This window comes from Paenirhizobium cremeum, assembly GCF_047553425.1.
Classification (GTDB): Bacteria; Pseudomonadota; Alphaproteobacteria; order Rhizobiales; family Rhizobiaceae; genus Allorhizobium; species Allorhizobium cremeum.
In genome coordinates this window covers 155,327-176,432 of record NZ_CP180218.1, presented here as the reverse complement: position 1 = coordinate 176,432, position 21,106 = coordinate 155,327, and the positions used below count along the sequence as shown (strand labels likewise).

The 21,106-nt window shown below is 62.2% G+C and carries 18 protein-coding genes; 9 read left to right on the top strand and 9 right to left on the bottom strand.

Features of this window, described 5'->3' with window-relative positions; genetic code table 11:
* Positions 1-4 precede the first annotated feature (4 nt).
* Positions 5-1,156, bottom strand: a complete 1,152-nt coding sequence (locus ACLBKR_RS21065) for a muconate cycloisomerase family protein (protein WP_113466231.1) — start codon at positions 1,154-1,156, stop codon at positions 5-7.
* A 94-nt stretch (positions 1,157-1,250) separates the two neighbouring features.
* Here ACLBKR_RS21065 and ACLBKR_RS21060 point away from each other — a divergent pair, with 94 nt between their 5' ends.
* From ACLBKR_RS21060 to ACLBKR_RS21045, 4 genes are all read left to right on the top strand, one after another.
* Positions 1,251-2,183 carry a LysR family transcriptional regulator gene (locus tag ACLBKR_RS21060; RefSeq protein WP_113487109.1) on the top strand — a complete coding sequence of 311 codons (933 nt, stop codon included), beginning with the start codon at positions 1,251-1,253 and terminating at the stop codon, positions 2,181-2,183.
* A 174-nt stretch (positions 2,184-2,357) separates the two neighbouring features.
* Positions 2,358-3,722: a sigma-54-dependent transcriptional regulator gene (locus ACLBKR_RS21055; RefSeq protein WP_414901890.1), complete on the top strand. Its 1,365-nt coding sequence runs from the start codon at positions 2,358-2,360 to the stop codon at positions 3,720-3,722.
* Entirely contained in the window at positions 3,715-5,739 is a 2,025-nt protein-coding gene (locus ACLBKR_RS21050) for a cache domain-containing protein (protein ID WP_113426352.1), read from the top strand. Before ACLBKR_RS21055 ends, ACLBKR_RS21050 begins: the two co-directional genes overlap by 8 nt.
* A gap of 181 nt (positions 5,740-5,920) precedes the next feature.
* The gene (locus ACLBKR_RS21045; RefSeq protein WP_112827089.1) at positions 5,921-7,576 is read left to right on the top strand and encodes an OFA family MFS transporter; all 1,656 of its coding nucleotides are present in this window, start codon (positions 5,921-5,923) and stop codon (positions 7,574-7,576) included.
* A 150-nt stretch (positions 7,577-7,726) separates the two neighbouring features.
* Here the strand turns inward: ACLBKR_RS21045 and ACLBKR_RS21040 are convergent, their stop codons facing one another.
* From ACLBKR_RS21040 to ACLBKR_RS21030, 3 genes are read right to left on the bottom strand one after another with little or no spacing between them, the layout of a single operon-like run.
* Entirely contained in the window at positions 7,727-8,131 is a 405-nt protein-coding gene (locus ACLBKR_RS21040; protein ID WP_113466229.1) for a DUF2177 family protein, read from the bottom strand.
* Between the two features lie 12 nt (positions 8,132-8,143).
* Entirely contained in the window at positions 8,144-8,809 is a 666-nt protein-coding gene (locus ACLBKR_RS21035) for a ChrR family anti-sigma-E factor (RefSeq protein ID WP_113487021.1), read from the bottom strand.
* On the bottom strand, positions 8,806-9,339 hold the full coding sequence (locus tag ACLBKR_RS21030; protein ID WP_113442588.1) for a sigma-70 family RNA polymerase sigma factor: 534 nt from the start codon (positions 9,337-9,339) through the stop codon (positions 8,806-8,808). Before ACLBKR_RS21030 ends, ACLBKR_RS21035 begins: the two co-directional genes overlap by 4 nt.
* Positions 9,340-9,601: 262 nt before the next feature.
* On the opposite strand from ACLBKR_RS21030, the gene ACLBKR_RS21025 reads away from it, so the two are divergent.
* Genes ACLBKR_RS21025 through ACLBKR_RS21015 form a run of 3 tightly spaced genes read left to right on the top strand, consistent with a single transcriptional unit; the run spans position 9,602 to position 12,980 of the window.
* Positions 9,602-10,960: an NAD(P)/FAD-dependent oxidoreductase gene (locus ACLBKR_RS21025; RefSeq protein WP_113487023.1), complete on the top strand. Its 1,359-nt coding sequence runs from the start codon at positions 9,602-9,604 to the stop codon at positions 10,958-10,960.
* Positions 10,957-11,769: a DUF1365 family protein gene (locus ACLBKR_RS21020; protein ID WP_113487025.1), complete on the top strand. Its 813-nt coding sequence runs from the start codon at positions 10,957-10,959 to the stop codon at positions 11,767-11,769. Before ACLBKR_RS21025 ends, ACLBKR_RS21020 begins: the two co-directional genes overlap by 4 nt.
* On the top strand, positions 11,766-12,980 hold the full coding sequence (locus tag ACLBKR_RS21015) for a class I SAM-dependent methyltransferase (RefSeq protein ID WP_414901885.1): 1,215 nt from the start codon (positions 11,766-11,768) through the stop codon (positions 12,978-12,980). Before ACLBKR_RS21020 ends, ACLBKR_RS21015 begins: the two co-directional genes overlap by 4 nt.
* Positions 12,981-12,985: 5 nt before the next feature.
* Here the strand turns inward: ACLBKR_RS21015 and ACLBKR_RS21010 are convergent, their stop codons facing one another.
* The 4 genes from ACLBKR_RS21010 to groES form a co-directional block, all read right to left on the bottom strand.
* A complete protein-coding gene (locus ACLBKR_RS21010; protein WP_414901883.1) occupies positions 12,986-13,756 on the bottom strand; it encodes an SDR family NAD(P)-dependent oxidoreductase in 771 nt (256 codons plus the stop codon).
* A gap of 285 nt (positions 13,757-14,041) precedes the next feature.
* Positions 14,042-14,269: a hypothetical protein gene (locus ACLBKR_RS21005; protein WP_414901881.1), complete on the bottom strand. Its 228-nt coding sequence runs from the start codon at positions 14,267-14,269 to the stop codon at positions 14,042-14,044.
* Positions 14,270-14,528: 259 nt separating this feature from the next.
* Complete coding sequence (gene groL / locus ACLBKR_RS21000) at positions 14,529-16,157, bottom strand: chaperonin GroEL (protein WP_113439192.1); 1,629 nt, start codon at positions 16,155-16,157, stop codon at positions 14,529-14,531.
* Positions 16,158-16,208: 51 nt separating this feature from the next.
* A complete protein-coding gene (gene groES / locus ACLBKR_RS20995) occupies positions 16,209-16,523 on the bottom strand; it encodes a co-chaperone GroES (protein ID WP_112827149.1) in 315 nt (104 codons plus the stop codon).
* A gap of 280 nt (positions 16,524-16,803) precedes the next feature.
* On the opposite strand from groES, the gene ACLBKR_RS20990 reads away from it, so the two are divergent.
* A complete protein-coding gene (locus ACLBKR_RS20990; protein ID WP_112827080.1) occupies positions 16,804-17,076 on the top strand; it encodes an usg protein in 273 nt (90 codons plus the stop codon).
* Between the two features lie 422 nt (positions 17,077-17,498).
* On the top strand, positions 17,499-18,890 hold the full coding sequence (locus tag ACLBKR_RS20985) for an NAD-dependent succinate-semialdehyde dehydrogenase (RefSeq protein WP_113426347.1): 1,392 nt from the start codon (positions 17,499-17,501) through the stop codon (positions 18,888-18,890).
* Between the two features lie 132 nt (positions 18,891-19,022).
* Here ACLBKR_RS20985 and ACLBKR_RS20980 read toward each other — a convergent pair whose 3' ends face one another.
* Complete coding sequence (locus ACLBKR_RS20980; RefSeq protein ID WP_113339858.1) at positions 19,023-20,948, bottom strand: PhoX family protein; 1,926 nt, start codon at positions 20,946-20,948, stop codon at positions 19,023-19,025.
* Positions 20,949-21,106 lie beyond the last annotated feature (158 nt).

The following is a 21,106-nucleotide window of genomic DNA, read 5'->3' as shown; positions in this document are numbered from 1 at the left end:
GATCTCACCCCACCACACGCAGGGTCGAGGCGTGCTTGCCGCCCCTGCGGAAACGATCGACGGCTTCTTCCGCAAGGGCCACGCCGAGCCCCGGCCCTTTCGGCAATTGCAGCTCGAAATTCTCGAAGCGCAACGGCTCCTCAAGCAGTTCCTCGGTCAGAAGCAGGGGGCCGAAGAACTCGGTGCCCCATTCCAGTTCCCTGACCGTCGCCATCAACTGAGATGCTGCGATGGTGCCGATCGGCCCCTCCAGCATGGTGCCGCCGTAAATCCCGATGCCCGCGGCTTCGGCGATGGCGATCACCCGTGCGGCGGCAAACAATCCTCCGGCCTGCTCGATCTTGATCGAGAACACATCGGCCGCCCGCGCACTCGCGGCCTCCAGGGCGCTTTCAGGCCCGACCAGAGCCTCGTCGGCCATGATGGCAACCGGAGACGTCCGCCGCAGCCGCGCGAGCGACGAAATCCCCTCCACCGGCTGTTCGACCAGCACGCAGCCGGCATCGGCCAAAGCCGCAATCGCGCCGCGCGCCTCCCGCTCCCGCCACGCCATGTTGACATCCACCCGGATGGAGGCCAGGTCCGGCAGCGCCTTGCGGATCGCGCCCACGTGGCGAATGTCCTCTTCAATCGACTTCACGCCGATCTTCAGCTTGAAATCCTTGTGTCGCCGCTGATCGAGCATGGCCTGCGCCTCGTCGATATCCCTGGCCGTATCGCCGGAGGCGAGGGTCCAGGCAATCGGCAGGCTGTCGCGGCGGCGGCCTCCGAGAAGCTCCGACATCGGCAGCCCCAGACGGCGCGCATGGCAATCGAGCAGGGCAGCCTCGACGGCGCATTTGGCGAAGTGATTGCCCTTCACCGCCTTGGCGACAAGGTCCATGGCGGACTGGACGCGGGTCGCGTCGCGACCGATAAGCAGCGGCGCGATATATTCGTCGATCGTCAGCTTTATGCCTTCCGGGCTTTCCGGCCCATAGGCGAGACCGCCGATGGTCGTTCCCTCCCCCAGCCCCTCGAAACCGTCGGAGCAGCGGATGCGGACGATGGTCATGCTCTGCCGGTTCATGGTCACCATCGAGAGCCGATGGGGCCGAATGGTGGGCAGATCGAGTATAATCGTTTCGATCGCACTGATGCGGATTTCGATAGACACCGAGCCTTCTCCCTTGATTACAAAGAAACTAGCGTCCAATTTGAAATCGGTCCAAAACTATAAAGGTTGGATTTTATACCTGAAAGGTATGACGATGGAGCTAAGGCAGCTGCGCTATTTCCTCGCCGTGGCGCGTGAACGGAACTTCTCGCGCGCCGCGGAAGTCCTGCATATCGCCCAGCCGCCCCTCAGCCGGCAGATCCAGCAACTGGAAGAGGAACTGGGCGTCCTGCTGATCGACCGGTCGAGCCGTCCTCTCGACCTGACGGAGGCCGGACGTTTCTTCTATGAACAGGCCGGCCAGATCCTCGCCCGGACCGAACACATGCGCGAACAGACCCGCAAGATCGGCATGTCGAAACGGGAGCGCTACGTCATCGGCTGCGTCGGCTCCACCCTTTACGGCGGTATCCCGGATCTCGTCCGCCGCATGCGCCGGCGCTGGCCGGACCTCGACATCGAAATCCGGGAACTGATGTCGACCGAGCAGATCACCGCCCTCAAGGAGCGGCGGATCGATGTCGGCTTCGGCAGGGTTCGCTTCAACGACAGGGAAATCGAGAGATTGACGTTGCGCGAGGAGCGGCTGGTCGTCGCTTTCCCCAAGGGCCATCCGAAATCGCTGTCCTCCGAGCCGATCGCGCTTGCCGAACTCGAGGGAGAACCCCTCATCGTCTACCCGTCGACGCCGCGCCCCAGCTTCGCCGACGAGATCCTCAACATGCTGACCGAGCAGGGGATTTCCCCCGGCAATGTGGAAGAGGTCAGGGAAATACAGACGGCGCTCGGCATCGTGGCGGCCGGGGTGAGTTCGTGCATCATTCCCGCGGCATCGCAAAGGCAACGGCCCGACGACGTCTGTTACCGGATGATAAAGGACGAGAAGGCGACGTCGCCGATCATCATGAGTTTCCGGCGCGACGATGCGAAAGGCAGGATCGAGGAGATCAAGCAGCTCATTCGCGAAATGTACGCCGACAACCCGCCCTGGCTGCAGCTTTCAAATGTGCAGCTCGACGGCGGCTGAGCTCTCCGTCCGCATTGAGGGCCGCGCCGACGATGAGGCGTTTGAGGCATCCTGGGGACGCCCGAACGGCCGCATCGCTCCGTTTTGGCGTTTCGGGCCGGCTCTGTTATGAATGGTTCGATGTTGAACGAGGGGGGACGCGACGCGGTGAGGATCGAACCGGGACGGAGAGTTTTGGCCAGCCAGAGGGATCCGGAATTCGGCCCGTGGCTCGCGCAGGCCTCGATCCTGATCGTCGACGACGAACCCGGCATGCGCAATTTTCTCGTGCGCACGCTGGAGCCGCGATGCAAGCTGATTGAGGAGGCCGCCAATACCGAGGAAGCCTCCCGCAAGCTCGACCAGAACCATTTCGACGTCGTCATCCTCGACAACATCATGCCCGGCAAGAACGGCGTCGACTGGCTGAACGAGCAGCGCGGCATCGGCTTTTTCGCCGATGCGATCCTGATGACGGCCTATGCCGACCTCGAAACCGCGATACGCGCCCTGCGCGCCGGCGCCGTCGACTTCGTGCTGAAACCCTTCCGGTCCAACCAGATCCTGAATGCGGTTGCCCGCTGCCTCGACCGCATGCGCCTGCAGCGGGAGAATTTCGTGCTGCGTTACGAGCTGAAGGCCTCCGCCGACCATATCCTGCTGCGGGACAAGCTCATCGGCGGCTCGGCCGCCGTGCAGCATGTGCGAGAGGCCATCGCGCGCGTTGCGCCGCTGCCGACGACCGTCCTGCTGACGGGCGAGTCCGGCACCGGCAAGGAGGTGGCGGCGCGCTCGCTGCATGCGCTTTCCGACCGGGCCGCGAAACCGTTCGTGCCGGTGAACTGCGCGGCCATTCCGCCCGATGTGATCGAGTCCGAACTGTTTGGCCATATCCGCGGCGCCTTCACCGGCGCCGAAAGCCGGCGTGACGGTCTCTTCCTGCATGCGCAGGGCGGCACGCTGTTTCTCGACGAGATCGGCGAAATGCCCCTGCCGATCCAGTCCAAGCTGTTGCGAGTGATCGAGGACCGGCGTGTCAGACCGGTTGGCGCCGAACGCGAAGTGCCGATCGATCTGCGCTTCGTCTTCGCCACCAATGCCAATCTGGAAAAGCTGGTGCAGCAGGGGGCGTTCCGCGCCGATCTCTACTATCGCATCAATGTCATGCAGCTGCCGCTGCCTCCGCTGCGCGAGCGCGCGGACGATGTGCTGGAACTTGCCGAACTCTTCATGCGCAAGCTCTCGCAGCAACTCGGAATGCCGCCGGTGCCGATCGACGCGACGGTGAAGGCGGCGCTGAAGGCCTATGGCTGGCCGGGCAATGTGCGCGAACTGCGCAATCTCATCGAGCGCACGCTGATCCTCGGCAGCTTCCCCAAGGATTTCCACGGACCCGTTTCGCCACGCGCCGAGGCGGCGCAGGATACGCTGGAAGCCGTCGAGCGGCGGCACATCCTTTCGGTGCTCGCCGAAACGGGCGGCGACCGGGACGCGGCAGCCCGCCTGCTCGGGATTTCACGAAAGACCATCGATCGCAAGCTTGTGGCCTGGAATGGCTGAGCACGCATCCGACAAGGTCGCCAGCCGGGGCGTTTCCATCCGCGTCCGGCTTCTTGCCATCGCCCTTCTGCCGACGCTGGTCATCCTGCCGCTGCTGCTCGTGGCCACCATGGCGCGCTGGGAAGGCAAGTTCGACGCCCTGCTGATCTCGAAGGTGAACGGCGACCTCACCATCGCCCACCAGTATCTCCTGCGCATCCTTGAAAACACGGGCGAGCATCTGAACGCGCTTTCGGAATCGGTTGCCCTTCGCGACGCCGCATCCTCCTCCCGCGAGACGGGCTCGCTCGCGAACTATCTGCGCGAAAGCCGCGAAAGGCTGAAGCTGGATTTCCTTTTTCTGGTGGAGCCGGATGGCCGCATCATCGGTTCCGTCGATACCCCCTCCTCGACTGCGATCCGCACCGACTGGCCGGTGATGGCCTCGGCCTTCGGCGGCAGGCCAAGCACGGCGATCGATATTCTTTCACACGAGGAGCTTGCGGCGATCTCACCTGCGCTGGCGAAGAGGGCCAGTCTCGATCTCGTGCCGACACCCAACGCCGTCCCGACGGACCGCACCGCGGAAACGCGGGGCATGGTGGTGCATTCCGCAAGCCCGGTAAACGTGCCGGGCCTGAAAGGCGCGGCCATTGTCGGCGGTATCCTGCTGAACCAGAATCTCGAATTCATCGACACGATCAACGATCTGGTCTACCGAAAGGCGAGCCTGCCGGAAGGCAGCCAGGGCACGGCCACGCTGTTCCTGGACGACGTGCGTATCAGCACCAATGTGCGCCTGTTCGAGGACAAGCGCGCGCTCGGGACGCGCGTTTCCGCCGCCGTTCGTTCCGCGGTCCTCGATGAGGGGCGGGTCTGGCTCGACAGCGCTTTCGTGGTGAACGACTGGTACGTCTCGGCCTACGAGCCGGTGAGGGACAGTTTCGGCAATCGTGTCGGGATGCTCTATGTCGGCTTCCTCGAAGCGCCGTTCTCGCGCGCCAAGATGGAAACCATCATCGGCATCGCCATCGCCTTTCTGCTGGTCACGGCAGCAAGCGTGCCGATATTCCTTCGCTGGGCCCGTTCGATTTTCAAACCGCTGGAGCGCATGACCGGCACCATCGCCGCCGTGGAGTCCGGCGATCTCGGCGCACGCACCCGACTTGAAAACCCGCGCGACGAGATCGGCGTCGTATCGGCCCATCTCGACCATCTGCTCGATCAGCTCCAGGACCGGGATCGCGAGTTGCGGGCCTGGAACGACGAACTCAACGATCGCGTCGCCGAGCGCACGCGGGAGCTGGAACTCGCCAACCAGCAGCTCGAGGCGACCACCAAACAGCTCATCATGTCGGAGAAGCTTGCGGCAATCGGGGAAATCACCGCCGGGGTGGCGCATGAAATGAACAACCCGATTGCGGTGATGCAGGGCAATCTCGAAGTCGTTCGCAGCGTGCTGGACGACCGGGCGACGGAAGTCGCAACCGAACTTCGGCTGATCGACGAACAGATCCACCGCATGACGTTGATCGTCAACAAGCTGCTGCAATTCGCGAGGCCGGAGGAATATGCCGGCTTCCTGGAACGCCACGCCGCCGCCGAAGTCATCTCCGATTGCCTGCCGCTCGTCCAGTATCTGCTCAACAAGGCGGATATCCGGGTCGAGCGCGAGGACACCGCGACACGGCTCCTCTTGATGAACCGAACGGAGCTGCAGCAGGTGCTCGTCAACCTCATCGTCAACGCGATCCATGCGATGCCGAACGGCGGCACTCTGCGCCTCGCCAGCCGCGATGAGCAGCGCGACAGCAGGCCCGGCGTGACGATCGAGGTTTCCGACACGGGCATCGGCATGGCGCCCGATCTCATAGAACGCATCTTCGACCCGTTCTTCACGACGAAACGCAGCGAGGGAACGGGCCTCGGCCTGTCGATCAGCCAGACGCTGATCGACCGCCAGGGCGGCGCATTGTCCGTCGAAAGCACCGTCGGCGCGGGAACGACCTTCTTACTCTGGCTACCCGAAGCGGACTGATTGTCCGGACATTTTGTCCAGGCGAAGGACATTTTGTCCCCGAAAAACAACCCGCCCTACCCTTAACTCCTTGATAACAAAGGAATCGCCGGCTGGCACGGCGCTTGCTGTTTATCAATTGCCTGCGAGCCGGAAGCTTTTTCGGCCGGGCGCGGCATCGACAAGAGGGAGGAAAATTCGAATGTCTGTGACCACGGAACAACTTTCGGGCGGCTATCAAGGCGCTGGGCTGCTCGATCGCGAACGGATCATCGCCAAACCCGGCTTTAACCGCTGGCTCGTGCCGCCGGCCGCGCTCGCCATCCATCTCTGCATCGGCATGGCCTATGGCTTCTCCGTCTTCTGGCTGCCGCTCACCAAGGCGCTCGGCAGCACGCCGGACAGTTGCTCTTCCCTGACGCTTGCCGGCGCGCTGTTCACCACGGAGTGCAACTGGCGCGTTGCCGATCTCGGCTGGATCTACACGCTCTTCTTCGTTCTTCTCGGCTGTTCCGCGGCCATATGGGGCGGCTGGCTGGAGCGCGTCGGCCCGCGCAAGGCCGGTTTCGTCTCGGCCTGCTGCTGGTGCGGCGGCATCCTGATCGCCGCGCTCGGCGTCATGTTCCACCAGCTCTGGCTGATGTGGCTCGGCGCCGGCGTGATCGGCGGCATCGGGCTCGGGCTCGGCTACATCTCCCCCGTGTCCACGCTGATTAAGTGGTTTCCCGACCGTCGCGGCATGGCGACCGGCATGGCCATCATGGGCTTCGGCGGCGGCGCGATGATCGGCGCTCCGCTCGCAAACCTGCTGATGAACACCTTCAAGACGGACACCTCCGTCGGCGTGCTGCAGACCTTCGTCGTCATGGCCGCCGTCTACTTCGTCTTCATGATGGGCGGCGCCTTCGGCTACCGTATCCCGCCCGCCGGATGGCGGCCGGATGGCTGGACGCCCGCCGCCACCGGCAAGGCCATGATTACGACCCGCCATGTGCACCTGCGCGATGCGCACAAGACGCCGCAGTTCTGGCTGATCTGGGCCGTGCTCTGCCTGAATGTGTCGGCAGGCATCGGCGTGATCGGCATGGCCTCCCCCATGCTGCAGGAAATCTTTGCCGGCTCGCTGATCGGGCTTCCGGACCTCACCTTCTCCCAACTCGATGCGGCGCAGAAAACCCAGATCGCGGCAATCGCCGCCGGCTTCACCGGCCTGCTTTCGCTGTTCAACATCGGCGGCCGGTTCTTCTGGGCGTCGCTTTCCGACAAGATCGGCCGCAAGAATACCTACTTCACCTTCTTCATCCTCGGCATCCTGCTCTATGCGACCGCACCGACGCTGGCCGACATGGGCAACAAGGCGCTGTTCGTGCTCGCATTCGCCATCATCCTGTCGATGTATGGCGGCGGCTTCGCGACGATCCCGGCCTATCTCGCCGATATCTTCGGCACACAGTTCGTCGGCGCGATCCATGGACGTCTGCTGACGGCCTGGGCAACCGCCGGCATCGTCGGCCCGGTCGTGGTGAACTACATCCGCGAAGCACAGGTCGCGGCGGGCGTCGCGCCGGGGCCGGCCCTTTATTCCGGCACCATGTATATCCTCGCCGGCATGCTGGCCCTCGGTCTCGTCGCCAACCTTTTCGTCCGCCCCCTTTCGGACAAATGGTTCATGTCGGACGAGGAAGTCGCTTCCCTGCAGGCCAAATCCGCCGCGGCCTCGGCCGGCCCGACGGGCTCGTTCGGCATCGGCAAGGGCGGCCTCGACGGCAAGGCCGCGCTTGCCTGGCTGGTTGTCGGCATTCCGCTGCTCTGGGGTGTCTGGGTCACGCTGAAGAGCAGCCTGGCTCTGTTCGGCTGACGCAGAAAGGGCGGCATGTCGTTTTTTCGGACGCGCATGCCGCCGCTCTCGTTCGTCGATTGCGACGAAGCGCAGCCCCTCCGCATTTTGCGGCCTGCCTGAGAAACGACGATCCGGCCGGGGAGCGTCTCCCCGGTCATTCCTTATCCGTCATGCCTTGAGAAGCGCGACCGCCGCATAGCCGGCACCGGCAGCAACCGAGGTCAGCGCCGCGCCCCACGCCATGTCGACAAGGCTGATCTGCAGGGACCAGTTTTTCAACGTGGCCAGATTGGTCATGTCGTAGGTACCGTAGGCGATCAGGCCGAGAAGCGCGCCGTTGGCGAGCGCAGTGGCCATGCTTGCCTTGTTCAAGCCGGGCATGACGGCGAAATAGACGATACCGACGATGTAAAAGAGATAAAACAGCGCGGCCGCCGTCATGTTCGGACGATCACGCAGGATGTCGCCGATCTGCGAGCGATAAAAGGCGCCGGCGACGCGGCTCAGCCAAACATAATCGAGACCGAACAGCACAATCGCTGACGAGAGATAGGCAATCAGATAGGTACGCATGACAAGGTGTCCCTAGATCCCGAGAACAGGCTGGATAAGGCGCAAGAACCGGCTCTTGAAACGGAGCGGCGCATCCGTGACGGCAAGACAGATGCAATCCTCTTCCACCCCGGCAACCGGCTGGTGTTCGAGCATTTCGTCTGCCTCCTCGATGTCGCCGCGCCCGAAACGACCGGTGCGGTCGCTAAAGCTTCCGGAAAGCACGAGCGTCAGTTCACGCCCGCCATGGCTGTGCTCCGGCACCGGCTTGCCGGCGGGGATGCGCAACAGGCGCGCGGTCGTTTCGTCGTCCAGCGTCGGGATCAGAACGTGATGAGCGCCGCGTCCGAGGGGCTTCCATCTGAGTTCATGCGCATCTCCGCCAAGGTATGAGCGCAGCGGCGCGGGAAGGACGGCGCCGTCCAGGCGCTCGGTGGGTCGGGATATGACCGGCCTCGGGAGCACGTCCGTGTTCGTCAAGCGCTCGCGCACCTGCGCCCAGGAATCTTCCATGTCGGCCCGATCCCCCTGAAGTTCGTCCAGCATTTCTCCCGCGGCGGCCTCGAAACGGCGAAGTCTTGAACGGCATTCGGGGCAAAGTGCGAGATGCGTCGCAACGGCCAGGCTCCAGCCCTCGGCCAGTTCGCCGGTCGCATAGGCCGCGAGCAATCTGTCGCTCAAATGATGGCGGACGGTCATGACCGTTCTCCCAGGCTCTTCCGGAGTTTGGCGACCGCCATGCGGATGCGGGATTTCACCGTTCCGAGAGGCAGGCCGTACTCTTGTGCAAGTGTGGCGTGCGGCACCTCGCCGAAGAAGGAGCGCTGCACGAGTTCAAGCTGTTCGGGCGGCAGGCGCCCCATCGCCGCAAGAAGCCTGTCTGCCTCCTGCCGGTTCTGCAACTCGACATCGGCGGGCTCGATGGCGACCGGGACAAAGGCGGGATCGTCAGGATCGAATTCGGGCCGGTTCTGCTTGCGGAAGGCGGAAATCACCAGATTGCGCGCTATCGTAAAGATCCAGGCGGAAACCGCGCCTTTTTCCGGATCGAACAGGGCGGCCTTGTTCCAGACCGACATCATCGCTTCCTGCATCAATTCCTCGGCCAATTGCCTGTCCCTGATCTTCCTCATCATGTAGGTCTTCACCCTGGGCCCGAAATGGCGAAACAGTATCTCGAAGGCCGCCACATCGCGGTCGCGCGCGACGGCCTCGACAAGGCTCGACATGTCTTGCGGACTTTCATTCATAACCGTCGTGCGCGCCTTCCTCGCCGCGGTTTCGCCACCCCTCCGCGCGATTTTCCCGCCAGGGGCGGTCTGTCCAAAATGACAACGGTCGAAAGTCGGCGGAACGAGTATCGTCATGTTCCCCTCTACGCCGCACGTTCGAGCATGGATCACGTCGTCTCGAAAAATTCGCACTCCACCAATCCGACTGCGTCCTCATCACGTAATACCTGTCGAAAACCAGAGAGACGGAAGCGTTGTCATGAGCAGTCACGCCAAACAAGGGCCATTCGACAGCCGCAGGAAGATTGCCGTGATCGGCTCCGGCATCTCCGGACTTTCCGCGGCATGGCTTCTTTCGCGCACCGCAGATGTTACCCTCTACGATCGGGAGGCCCGCCCCGGCGGACATTCGAACACCGTCGAGGTCGCGGGCCCCGATGGAACCGTTGCGGTGGACACCGGCTTTATTGTCTACAACGAACGGAACTACCCCAATCTTGCCGCCCTCTTCCGGGAACTCGATGTGCCGACGCAAGAGTCGGACATGTCCTTTTCCGCGTCTCTCGATAACGGCTCCTTCGAATATTCCGGATCGGGAATCTCGGGGCTGCTCGGCAAGAGGATCAACGTGCTGCGCCCGCGCTTCTGGTCGATGGTGAAGGATATCCTGCGCTTCTACCGGGAGGCGCCCCTTATGCTCGACCGCCCGGAAACCGGCGGCATGACGCTCGGCGAATTTCTGGAACGGGAAAACTACAGCCGGCGCTTCGTCGAAGACCATCTTTTGCCCATGGGGGCCGCGATCTGGTCGACGAAGGCCAGCGACATGCGGGCATATCCGCTCGAGGCCTTTCTGCGCTTCTTCGTCAATCACGGCCTCCTGCTTCTGAAGGATCGGCCGAAATGGCGGACGGTCCGGGGCGGAAGCCGCGAATATGTGAAGCGCATGCTGGATGATTTTCGCGGCGAGATACGCCTCGGCTCGCCGGTCGCCGACGTGCGTCGCGACGATCTCGGCGCGACGGTGGTGTGTGCCGACGGACAATCGGACCGCTTCAACCATGTCGTGATCGCCACGCATGCCGATCAGGCGCTCGCGATGTTGTCGGACGCCGATGAACGGGAACGTCGCATTCTCGGTGCATTCGACTACACGCAGAATATCGCCGTTCTTCATTCCGATCCCGGCCTGATGCCGAGACGCAGGTCGGTCTGGGCAAGCTGGAATTACCTTTCAGGGACCGGTCGCGACGAGAGCAGGGCATTGAGCGTGACCTACTGGATGAACCGCCTTCAAAACCTCGACCCACGCCTGCCGCTCTTTCTGACGCTCAATCCCCCGAAAGAGATCGAGGAGGAAAAATTCCACCATACGATAGGCTACACGCACCCTCTTTTCGACGCCAAGGCCATCGCCGCGCAGAAGCAACTCTGGCAATTGCAGGGCCGTCGTCACACATGGTTCTGCGGCGCGCATTTCGGCAGCGGTTTCCATGAAGATGGCCTGCAATCCGGCCTTGCCGTCGCCGAACAGCTTGGCGGCGCGCGCAGGCCCTGGACGGTGGAGGATGAATCGGGTCGCATATTCCTCGACGAGCAGCGGATGGCGGCGGAATGAACCAGGCATCCGCGCTCTTCTTCGGTTCAGTCGTGCACTCTCGCCACCGGCCTGCGGAGCACAGCCTCCGCTACCGGGTGTTTTCGCTGCTGATCGATCTCGACGAGATCGAAACGCTCGGCCGGAGCCTCAGGCTGTTCGGCTATAACAGGCGCGCCGTCTTCAGTTTTCACGATGCCGACCACGGCCTTGGCGACACCGGCGGCCTTCGACGCTGGATCGAGGAAAATCTTCGTCAGGCAGGAATAACAGCCAGCGGCATTCGAATTGCGGTGCTCTGTTATCCCAGGATACTGGGATATGTCTTCAACCCGCTCACCGTCTATTTCTGCCGCTCGTCCGACGGCACGTTGCAGGCCATTCTCTACGAGGTATGCAACACGTTCCATGAGCGGCATACCTATGTGATCCCGGTGTGTGAAGGCCGTGCAGGCAATGACGGCTCGGTCCGCCATGACTGCGCCAAGCAGATGTATGTCTCGCCATTCGTGCCGATGAATTGCCGCTATCGGTTCCGCATCATGCCGCCCGATGAGACCGTGCTCGTCTCGATCAACGAATACGACAGCGAAGGCGCCTTGCTGCACGCCTCCTTCGCCGGCAGGCGTGCGCCTCTCACGGATGGAATGCTTCTGAGAGCCTTCGCGACCTACCCTCTCATGACCTTGAAGGTGACGGCGGCAATCCACTGGGAAGCCTTCAAACTCTGGCTGAAGGGCATACCCGTTCACCGTCATCGCCGGTCGGACGAGCGCGTAGCACGCACCATCGTCAAACCCGACACCCGCACGGGGGGAGAGCGAATATGAGTCACGCAGACGGCACCACGCGGCTGATGCCGGGTCGCAGCCAGGCGCTCTGGCAACGTATGATCCGTGGCTGGGCGAACCGCATCTCCCGCGGAAGGCTGACAATCGTCTTTCCGGATGGTGACGAGTTTCACACATCGGGCCCGGAGCCGGGCCCGGCGGCGACCATGCGGCTCAACAATGCGCGGCCGGTCTGGAAGCTGATCGCCGGCGGCAGCCTCGGCTTCTCGCAAGCCTATCTGGACGGCGGCTGGGAAAGTCCCGATGTGGCGGCGCTGCTCGAATTGGCAATCGTCAATGAAGACCGGTTAAGCGAAATATTGTCACCGAGCGTCCTTAGCCGCTGGTTTGCGCGCTTCCGCCACGCGCTGAGGGCCAATACCCGCGCCGGCAGCCGACGGAACATCGCTTTCCACTACGACCTCGGCAACGACTTCTATGCGTTATGGCTCGACCCGACGATGACCTATTCCTCCGCGCTTTTTTCGTCGGAGAACCAGACGCTGGAGGAGGCGCAGGTTGCAAAATACCGTCGGATCATCGACGCGCTCGAGATCTCACCGACCGACCACGTCCTGGAAATCGGCTGCGGCTGGGGCGGCTTCGCAGAACAGGCCATCCGTCAAACCGGCTGCCGGGTGACAGGATTGACGCTCTCGAGGGAGCAGGCCGAATTCTCGCGCCGGCGCCTGGCCCTTGCGGGACTTGGCGGAAATGCCGACATTCGCCTCGAGGACTATCGCGACGTCCAGGGACGGTTTTCAAAGATTGTTTCCATCGAGATGTTCGAGGCCGTGGGCGAAGAGAACTGGCCGGTCTATTTCCGTCGCATTCGCGACCTTCTTGCGGATGGCGGGAAGGCCATGGTGCAGGTCATCACCATCGATGAGGCGCGTTTCGACCGCTATCGCCGCAATGCGGACTTCATCCAGACCTTCATTTTCCCGGGGGGAATGCTGCCATCCGTTACCGCTTTCGAGCGTTGCGCCCGGCAGGCAGGTCTGACCGTCGAGGACCGGCTGCGTTTTGGTGGCGACTACGAACGGACGCTGCTCGCCTGGGATCGCGCCTTCGACACCCACTGGCCACGCATCCAGCCGCTCGGCTTCGATGAACGCTTCCGGCGAATGTGGCACTACTATCTGAATTACTGCGCCGCAGGTTTTCGAACGGGCAGGCTCGATGTCGTGCAGTTCACATTGGGGCGCTGAAAGGCTCAAGTCTTTCGAAGCATCCTGCCCGTCACGGCGAAGAAAAGCGGATAGGGCAAAATCCGAAGCAGCTTGAGCAGAAGAACCATGCGCCGGGGAAAGGCGATTTCGAACCTGCCGGCTTTCAGCCCGCTGACGATCCGCTTCGCAGCCTCCTCCGCCGAGATGATGAACGGCATGGGAAAGTCGTTGACGTCGGTCAGCGGTGTCCGGACGAAGCCGGGATTGACGACACGGATGTCCACACCCCTTTGCCGCAATTCCGGATACATTCCTTCCGCGAGCGTCATCAGCGCGGATTTCGTTGCGCCGTAAAAGGCACCACCCGGCAATCCGGCATATCCCGAAACGGAGCCGACAAGCGCAATCCTGCCGGAACCTCTTGCGACCATGACCTCGATGGCGGCTTCCAGGCAATGACTGGTTCCGACCAGATTCAAATCTATCAGGCGGCGGAAAGTCTCGCTGTCGTACCGGCTGGGTGTATCCCGCACATATGTGCCGGCGACGAATACGGCAAGCGCAATCGGCCCCATCGCCTCTTCGATCGAGGCAACCGTCTCATGCACGGCCTGGCGATTGCGGATATCGAGCGGGAAGCTCCGGATCGCACCTTCCGACCGGCGCGCAAGCTCTTCCAATTCTTCGGAACGCCGGGCAGACGCAGCGACGCGATAACCGGTCCGCGACAGTTCAAGCGCAAGGGCCCGGCCGATGCCGGAACTTGCGCCAACGATCCAGGCGAGCTTTTGAGCGTTCTGTTCTCTCCGAGCCACGACTTGCCACCCTCCAGGAACCGGTTCAGCCACATCAGTCGCTGCATGCCTATCTACGCAACGAACGGTCCTCCGGATCGCATCGGACATCTCACGTCGCGGAAAAGGAGAGGCGGAAACGGCATTCGCCCCGCCGAGTGGGCAGGGGTGCTGCGCAATCGCGGCCATGTGTGCAGGGACCGTGCGCGCAAGGCTTCGACGGAAGGGGATTTCAGGAGATGCGACCGGTCATCCGCTTGACAAGGCGCGGTGGCAAAACCGTTCCCCTTGGCCGGGAACGAAGGCTCAGGAAAAGGAGCCTCCCGCGCCGGGCGTGTGCAATCGGGTGCCGGCCAACCTGGCCTCAATCCCCGAAACGAGGTCGGTTTCGCTGTCGGCGCCGTTCTGGAAAAGCCCGATAAGCGTCGTCGCCAACTCGACCGGATCGATGTTTGGAACATCGACATAACGGTCGTAGACGTTCTGGAGTCGTTTCAAATCCTCAGGAGAAAGTATGGCGTCATTCGGCAACATGCTGAACCCTCCCACCGAAAACCTATCACGGCAAACCGGGCGCCGAAACCCTCAGACTTGATGGATTACGCCACATTGCAGGCGACAACTTTCCCCGCGAAACAGCAATCCCTGCATTGCTTCCACGGATGAGGGTTTGCGGATTTTCCGCTTTCTCATGCTTCGGCTTTCTCCGGAGCCGGAGCGGCGGACCGCATTCGCCGGCCTGGAGGGAAGGCCCGCCCCGCGAGGGTCGGGCGGGCCTTCGGTCGCGACGGCCTTAGAAATCCATGCCGGCGCCGGCGGGCATGGCCGGAGCGGCTTCCTTCTTGGGCTTCTCGGCGATCATGGCTTCCGTCGTCACCAGAAGACCGGCGACGGAGGCCGCATCCTGCAGCGCGGTGCGGACGACCTTGACCGGGTCGATCACGCCCTGAAGGTAAAGGTCGCCATATTCACCGGTCTGAGCGTTCCAGCCATAGGAAAACTCGGACTTCTCGCGCAGTTTGCCAACGATGACCGAACCTTCGGCGCCGGCGTTCTCGGCAATCTGGCGGACAGGCGCCTCAATCGCCCGGCGTACGATATCGACGCCGACACGCTGATCGTCATTGGCGGTCTTGAGACCGTCGAGTGCCTTGACGGCGCGCAAGAGGGCGACACCCCCGCCCGGCAGGATGCCTTCCTCGACGGCGGCGCGGGTGGCATGCAGCGCATCGTCCACCCGGTCCTTCTTTTCCTTCACTTCGATTTCAGTCGCACCGCCGACGCGGATGACGGCAACGCCGCCAGCGAGCTTGGCAAGACGTTCCTGCAGCTTTTCGCGGTCGTAGTCGGAGGTGGTTTCCTCGATCTGCGCACGGATTTGCGCCGTGCGTCCCTCGATCTCGGCCTTGGAACCGGCGCCGTCGATGATGGTGGTGTTTTCCTTCTCGATGGCAACCTTCTTGGCGCGGCCGAGCATGTTCAACGTCACATTCTCGAGCTTGATGCCGAGGTCCTCGGAGATGACGGTGCCGCCGGTCAGGATGGCGATGTCTTCCAGCATGGCCTTGCGGCGGTCGCCGAAGCCCGGAGCCTTGACGGCAGCGATCTTGAGGCCGCCGCGCAGCTTGTTGACGACGAGCGTTGCAAGGGCTTCGCCTTCGACGTCTTCAGCAATGATGAGGAGCGGCTTGCCGGACTGAACGACGGCTTCGAGAACCGGCAGCATGGCCTGCAGGTTAGACAGCTTCTTCTCGTGGATCAGGACATAGGGGTCCTCGAGTTCGACGCGCATCTTCTCCTGATTGGTGACGAAATAGGGCGAGAGATAGCCGCGGTCGAACTGCATGCCTTCGACGACTTCGAGTTCGGTTTCGGCGGTCTTGGCTTCCTCGACGGTGATGACGCCTTCGTTGCCGACCTTCTGCATGGCTTCGGCGAGATAGCGGCCGATTTCGGCATCACCATTGGCCGAGATCGTGCCGACCTGGGCAATCTCGGAATTGCTGGTGATCTTGCGGGCATTGGCCTTGAGTTCCCCGACCACGGCGTCAACGGCGAGATCGATGCCGCGCTTCAGGTCCATCGGGTTCATTCCGGAAGCGACGGCCTTGGCGCCCTCCTTGACGATGGCCTGGGCAAGAACGGTTGCGGTGGTGGTGCCGTCACCGGCGAGGTCATTGGTCTTGGAGGCGACTTCGCGCAGCATCTGCGCGCCCATGTTCTCGAACTTGTCTTCCAGTTCGATTTCCTTGGCGACGGAAACGCCGTCCTTGGTGATGCGCGGAGCGCCGAACGATTTGTCGATCACGACATTGCGGCCCTTCGGCCCGAGGGTGACCTTTACGGCATTGGCCAGCACATCGACCCCGCGCAGCATGCGTTCACGGGCATCGCTGTGGAACTTGACTTCTTTTGCAGCCATTTTTTCACTCCTTAGTTAGGCAGATCTAATTTGACTGATGACGCGAGGGCCTCAGGCGGCCTTCTTCTGATCGGCCTGGGCTTCGATGATGCCCATGACATCGCTTTCCTTCATAATCAGTAGGTCTTCCCCGTTGATCTTGATCTCGGTGCCAGACCACTTGCCGAAGAGAATGCGATCGCCGACCCGGACGTCGAGGGCCTGGATCTGGCCGGCATCGTTGCGCGCGCCGGGACCTACGGCGACAACCTCGCCTTCCTGCGGTTTTTCCTTGGCAGTGTCGGGAATGATGATGCCGCCCTTGGTCTTTTCTTCCGATTCGACCCGGCGGACGAGAATGCGATCATGAAGCGGTCGGAACGACATGTTTTCCTCCATGGACAAACAATGATGACGTTGTTCCCCCAATGCCGGACCGGATGACCAGTCCGGGCGGGTACAAAACCTCGATCGAGCGTTTTGCGCGTAAAATCTGGTTTTGCATTTTTTCGTTTTCAAGAGGCGAAAAAGAAAAAATCAGCACTCATCAATTCTTGCTGCTAACATACTGGAAAGAAACAATAAACCGTCTTCCATCGTTGAAAAATCCGTTGATCGTCCGGCAGTTTTCCGGCAGCCTTCAACTGTCACACAACGGAGATAAAGCATGCAATTTTCATCGGATCTGGAGCGCCAGTTGAACGGTTACGGTCTGACGACGGCGCATATTCTCTATCGTATTCCCGATTTCGAATCCGTACTGCAGAGCTATGTCTGGCAGGATTACGACCTGGCGCCGGATTTCCCCGAAATGCATCGGTTCCTGGAGTTCTGGCGGTCCAATCTCGATGGACCGCTGCATTCCGTGCGCTATACCCATCAGCGACTGATCGGACCGAACGAATGGCGCCGCGTCGAGGGTGAGTTCAAGCTGCACTGAAGGCCGAGGGCGCCATTATCCTTTCCCCATTCGCGGAGCGTGGCTTTGCGGCCGGCGCTCCCGTAACGGCGAAGCCCCGAAACCATGGCCGATATCGAGGCGCATCGGCGCCGGCCGGCCCCGGCTGTCGCGATGTTGCGACACAGGCCGAACCTATATCCCGCGCTCTACTGACGGCCGGCCAACCTGCCATCTATATGAAAGCCAGCTCCAGCCAAATCAAGGAGTTGCATTGGCCGTCAAGAGCAGGATCGCAGCCATCCGCGATGCCTCCCCTCCGTCTTCCACGGACGAGAGGTCAGGAATATGCAGCGCCTTGAGACGCTTCATAGAACGCCTGTCGCGCGCTTTCACCCTTCGATCCTTCTCCCGCTTTCCCGGCCGGTGGTTTTACGGATTAATCTCATGAAAGGTGATCCATCATGGCCTACGCCACAATCAATCCCTACACGGGCGAAACCCTGAAGACATTTCCCGACGCCACCGATGACGAAGTCCGCGACGCCATCGGCAAGGCGCACGACGCCTTTCTCTCCTGGAAGGAAGCGCCGTTTGCCGAACGCGGCCGCATTCTTCAGAAGGCGGCCGATCTCCTGCGCCGGAACAGCGACGCCTATGCGAGACTGCTGACGCTCGAGATGGGCAAGCTTTTCACCGAAGCGAAGGCCGAGGTCGAGCTTTCCGCCAGGATCTTCGAATACTATGTCCGCAATGCCGAGGAACTGCTCAAGCCGGAAAAGCTGCCCGTGCTCGATCCGGCCGAGGGAGAAGCGGTCCTCGTTCACGAACCGCTGGGCGTCCTTCTCGCGATCGAGCCGTGGAATTTCCCCTACTACCAGATCGCCCGCATCATCGCGCCGCAGCTTTCGGCGGGAAACACCGTCCTGCTGAAACACGCCTCGAACGTGCCGCAGAGCGCCGCAGCCTTCGAAGGGCTGATGAAGGAAGCCGGACTTCCCGAGGGCGCTTTCCGCAACCTTTACGCGACGCGTTCCCAGATCGAGCTCATCCTCAATGACGACCGGGTGCATGGCGTGGCGCTGACGGGCTCGGAAGGCGCGGGGTCCGTTGTCGCCGCGCAGGCCGGCAAGGCCCTGAAGAAATCGACGCTGGAGCTTGGCGGCGCCGACGCCTTCGTGGTGCTGGCGGACGCCGATCTCGAAAAGACCGTCAGGTGGGGCGTCTTCGGCCGGCATTGGAACGGCGGCCAGGTCTGCGTTTCCTCAAAGCGCATGATTATCGTCGACAAGGTCTATGACGAGTTCCTCACTCGATACCGCGAAGGCGTGGCCGGCCTCGTCGCCGGCGATCCCTTCGCTCCCGAAACGACACTTGCGCCGCTTTCGTCGCAGGGCGCCGCGGACGAAGTGAAGGAGAAGATCCGCGAGGCCGTCAGATTGGGTGCAAAGGCCGAGGAAGTCGGCCCGCCCGTGCCCAATCGGGGCGCGTTTGTGCAGCCCACCATCCTCACCGATCTCGCCGAGGACAACCCGGCCCGCTATTGGGAATTCTTCGGACCGGTCTCGATGCTGTTCCGGGCACGGGACGAAGCCGATGCGGTGCGTATCGCCAACGATTCGCCTTTCGGCCTCGGCGGCTCCGTCTTCACCTCCAATCCGGCGCATGGTGCGGAAGTCGCCCGGAAGATCTCGACCGGCATGGTCTTCGTCAACCACCCGACCAAGGTGGAAGCCGACCTGCCATTCGGCGGCATCAGGCGTTCCGGCTACGGCCGGGAGTTGATCGGACTGGGGCTGAAGGAATTCGTCAATCACAAGCTGATCGGCGTGGTCGATATCGACGCACGCTTCTGAGACATGCGCCGGCCCTTCCCCATGGAAGGAGGAGCCGAGCGCGGGCAGGCCTGGACAAGCGCGTTTGCGCGACACCGGAAATGGAAGGGGCGCCGAAACCGGCGCCCCCGACTTTATCAAGACACCTGGCGATCAACCGACCAACGCATTGTCGTTGCGCTTGATCGCAATCACCGTCGAGCGCGGCAGCTTGCCTTCGCCGTCCGGGAACGGGGCATCGGGGTGCTGGATGCCGACGAAGTGGGTGCGCTTGTCGGCAGACCAGGTCTGGCCCGTCACTTCCGCACCCTTCGGCGCGGTCAGGAAGCGTTCGATGCGACCGGTGGCCGGATCGCCGGCGAGCATCTGGTTGTTGCCCTGGCCAAGGAACTCGCCTTCATTGGTGTCTTCGCCATCGGTCTGGATCCAAAGAAGACCGGTGCTGTCGAACATCATGCCATCGGGCGAGTTGAACATGTTGCCGGAGTTGATGTTGGAGGAACCGGCATAGGCATCGCCCTTGTGAACGTCCGGATTGCCGGCCATGACGAACAGGTCCCACTTGAACTTGCCGTCGGCATGATCGTCGTTTTCCGGATACCAGCGGATGATCTGGCCGTATTCGTTCTTCTCGCGCGGGTTGGCGGCGTTGAGCGCCATGACGTCGCCGCCGGCGTTCGTCCGCATCTTGCCGTCCTTGAGAACGGCGCGGTTCGAGTTGTTGGTCAGCGCGCAATAAGCCTCGATGGCAACCGGGTTGATCGCCACCCATTCCGGGCGGTCCATCGTCGTGGCGCCGACCTTGGAGGCGGCCTGGCGGGTGAAGACGCAGATTTCGTCCATCTTCATACCGGTGGTTTCCGGCGTCAGAGCCAGCCATTCGCCGGTGCCGTCGTCGGCGAACTTGGCGACGTAGAGCGTGCCCTCGTCGAGCAGCTTCGAGGTATCGCCGCCCGGAACGTAGATGCCGTTCGAGACATACTTGTAAAGGAATTCGCCACGCTCGTCATCGCCCATATAGACGACCACGCGGCCATCGCGCGCGACCACCACGGCGGCGTTTTCATGCTTGATGCGGCCGAGCGCGGTGCGCTTGACCGGGGTCGAGGAGGCATCCGACGGATCGATCTCGACGACATAGCCGGCGCGGCGCGGTTCGTTCGGGTTCTTGGCCACATCGAAGCGCTCATCGAACTTCTCATAGGCATAACGCGTCTCGGCGGCGATGCCGTAGCGCTTGTAGTCGTCAGGCATCTTGAACTCGGCATTGGTGGTGCCGAAATAGCCGTTGAAGTTTTCCTCGCAGGTCAGGTAGGTGCCCCACGGCGTACGGCCGGCGCCGCAGTTGTTGAAGGTCCCGAGACAGTCGGTGCCGTTCGGATCGGCTGCGGTCTTGATGAGGTCAGAGCCGGCGGCGGGGCCGGAAAGCTTCATCGGCGTGTTGTGGTGGATGCGGCGGTTGAACGGGCTATCGAGCACGATTTCCCAGCCATTTTCACCCTCGGCCACTTCCATGACCGTCACGCCCTGCATGTTCTGCAGGATGCGCACTTCGTCCGCATTCTCCGGATTGCCCTTTTCACGATGCGGCAGGTTGATCTCGGGGTTCACATATTCGTGGTTGACGGCGATGATCTGATGGCCGCCGACAACGAAAAGTTCCATTCCGTCAGTGTTTTCGCCGAAAACCTTGTCGGAATGCTCGACCGCCACACCCTTGACCGGGTCGACGTCCGGAACGTTGGAGAACAGCGGCTGGCCCCACTTTGCAAGCGGCTTCCAGCTATAACCTTCCGGAACGTGGATGGTGTTGTCGGTCGCGGCCGGCACCGGCTTGAACGGGAAGCGCGAAGCGGCGGCTTCCTGTGCCTCGGCCGAGGTGGACGACATCAGGTTGGCGGCAGTGCCGAGCGTGCCCATGGCGGCGGCGGCCGAACCGAGGGCCAGAACACCGCCGAGGAAGCCGCGGCGAGAAAGAGCCGATTCGACGACGCGGTCGAAATCGGTTTCGGCCGGCGGCGGATTTTGCAGCTCGTCCCATTCGTCCCAGGACAATTTACTGGTGTCGATATTAGCCATAGCGCTTCTCCTTTGTTGCGTCTTGAAACAGGTCCAACAGAGGCTCTATCGCTGCAAGATCACAGAGATATGACTGAAAAAGACGATCGTCGCGGCGGCCGAACGGACCCGGCAGACGGCGGTTCGATGAAGACTTCGAGGCAGCACCCCGAACCAGC

Bases quoted from the DNA above. Each gene is read 5' to 3' on its own strand.
- groES (WP_112827149.1), bottom strand. From the start codon at position 16,523: ATGTCGTTCCGACCGCTTCATGATCGCATTCTCGTCCGCCGGGTCGAA.
- ACLBKR_RS21035 (WP_113487021.1), bottom strand. From the start codon at position 8,809: ATGACCGTCCGCCATCATTTGAGCGACAGATTGCTCGCGGCCTATGCG.
- ACLBKR_RS21040 (WP_113466229.1), bottom strand. From the start codon at position 8,131: ATGCGTACCTATCTGATTGCCTATCTCTCGTCAGCGATTGTGCTGTTC.
- ACLBKR_RS21045 (WP_112827089.1), top strand. From the start codon at position 5,921: ATGTCTGTGACCACGGAACAACTTTCGGGCGGCTATCAAGGCGCTGGG.
- ACLBKR_RS21015 (WP_414901885.1), top strand. From the start codon at position 11,766: ATGAGTCACGCAGACGGCACCACGCGGCTGATGCCGGGTCGCAGCCAG.
- ACLBKR_RS21030 (WP_113442588.1), bottom strand. From the start codon at position 9,339: ATGTCGAGCCTTGTCGAGGCCGTCGCGCGCGACCGCGATGTGGCGGCC.
- ACLBKR_RS21005 (WP_414901881.1), bottom strand. From the start codon at position 14,269: ATGTTGCCGAATGACGCCATACTTTCTCCTGAGGATTTGAAACGACTC.
- ACLBKR_RS21060 (WP_113487109.1), top strand. From the start codon at position 1,251: ATGGAGCTAAGGCAGCTGCGCTATTTCCTCGCCGTGGCGCGTGAACGG.
- ACLBKR_RS21025 (WP_113487023.1), top strand. From the start codon at position 9,602: ATGAGCAGTCACGCCAAACAAGGGCCATTCGACAGCCGCAGGAAGATT.
- ACLBKR_RS21050 (WP_113426352.1), top strand. From the start codon at position 3,715: ATGGCTGAGCACGCATCCGACAAGGTCGCCAGCCGGGGCGTTTCCATC.
- groL (WP_113439192.1), bottom strand. From the start codon at position 16,157: ATGGCTGCAAAAGAAGTCAAGTTCCACAGCGATGCCCGTGAACGCATG.
- ACLBKR_RS20980 (WP_113339858.1), bottom strand. From the start codon at position 20,948: ATGGCTAATATCGACACCAGTAAATTGTCCTGGGACGAATGGGACGAG.
- ACLBKR_RS20990 (WP_112827080.1), top strand. From the start codon at position 16,804: ATGCAATTTTCATCGGATCTGGAGCGCCAGTTGAACGGTTACGGTCTG.
- ACLBKR_RS20985 (WP_113426347.1), top strand. From the start codon at position 17,499: ATGGCCTACGCCACAATCAATCCCTACACGGGCGAAACCCTGAAGACA.
- ACLBKR_RS21020 (WP_113487025.1), top strand. From the start codon at position 10,957: ATGAACCAGGCATCCGCGCTCTTCTTCGGTTCAGTCGTGCACTCTCGC.